Source organism: Synechococcus sp. R55.7 (assembly GCF_047461955.1).
GTDB lineage: Bacteria > Cyanobacteriota > Cyanobacteriia > Thermostichales > Thermostichaceae > Thermostichus.
In genome coordinates this window covers 1-737 of sequence record NZ_JANSIC010000459.1, presented here as the reverse complement: position 1 = coordinate 737, position 737 = coordinate 1, and the positions used below count along the sequence as shown (strand labels likewise).

1 protein-coding gene is annotated in these 737 nt (G+C 58.9%); it reads left to right on the top strand.

Features of this window, described 5'->3' with window-relative positions:
- The first annotated feature begins 158 nt into the window (after nt 1-158).
- On the top strand, nt 159-620 hold the full coding sequence (locus tag NW820_RS13115) for a hypothetical protein (protein WP_414343398.1): 462 nt from the start codon (nt 159-161) through the stop codon (nt 618-620).
- The last annotated feature ends 117 nt before the right edge of the window (nt 621-737 follow it).

The following is a 737-nucleotide window of genomic DNA, read 5'->3' as shown; positions in this document are numbered from 1 at the left end:
CAGAGGTGACGGCTTCCGCCCTGGGTTCGGCCCGACATCTGGGCCAAGATCAAGTCAAGATCAAGATCAAGTTAAGTTGAGCCAGGGATCCATCCCCTTCGAGGATCGTTGGCGGATCCCTGGAAGCTGTTATGGCCCTGGGCCAAAGGAGATATCCAATGAAGCTGTTGTTTCCCCTCCAACTCGGCCTAAGCCTGGCTTTGCTCTTGGGGCCGCTGGCCGTCTCTCCCGCCCAAGCGCAGCGGATCGTCATCGACGGGCGGGGGATCGTGGTAGAACCCAGCACAGGTGGCTCGGTGATCCTCAATCCCGACCAGCCGGTCTTTTCTCCAATCTTGCCCTCTGCAGTTCCTTTTTCCATCGATGAAGAAGGCAAGATCGTCTCTGCCCCTGGCTACCGCTGCAGTGCGGCTACTGCTGCCGACAACTCCCCCATCATCTGTCGCTCCCAGTTCAACCGCAACGACGTGGTGGTGTATGAGCGGGACGGCCAATCCAACACCTTCCTTGTGAACATCGACAACACGGTGACCCGGCCCTCCGGCAGTGGGCTGCGGATTGTGCCCAACCCTGAACCGGCGACTCCCTCGGGTAGCGGCCTGCGCATCATCCTAGACTGAGGGCAGGGATCCCTTCACCTCTTGTCCAGTTGCAACCGCAGCATTTGCTCTGCATCCTAGAGAGGTTTGGCGAAGAAATAGCCCTGGCCATACTCGCAGTTCAACAGCCTCATTGGT

Excerpts from the sequence above, each read along its gene's own strand:
- NW820_RS13115 (WP_414343398.1), top strand. The coding sequence starts at position 159 with ATGAAGCTGTTGTTTCCCCTCCAACTCGGCCTAAGCCTGGCTTTGCTC.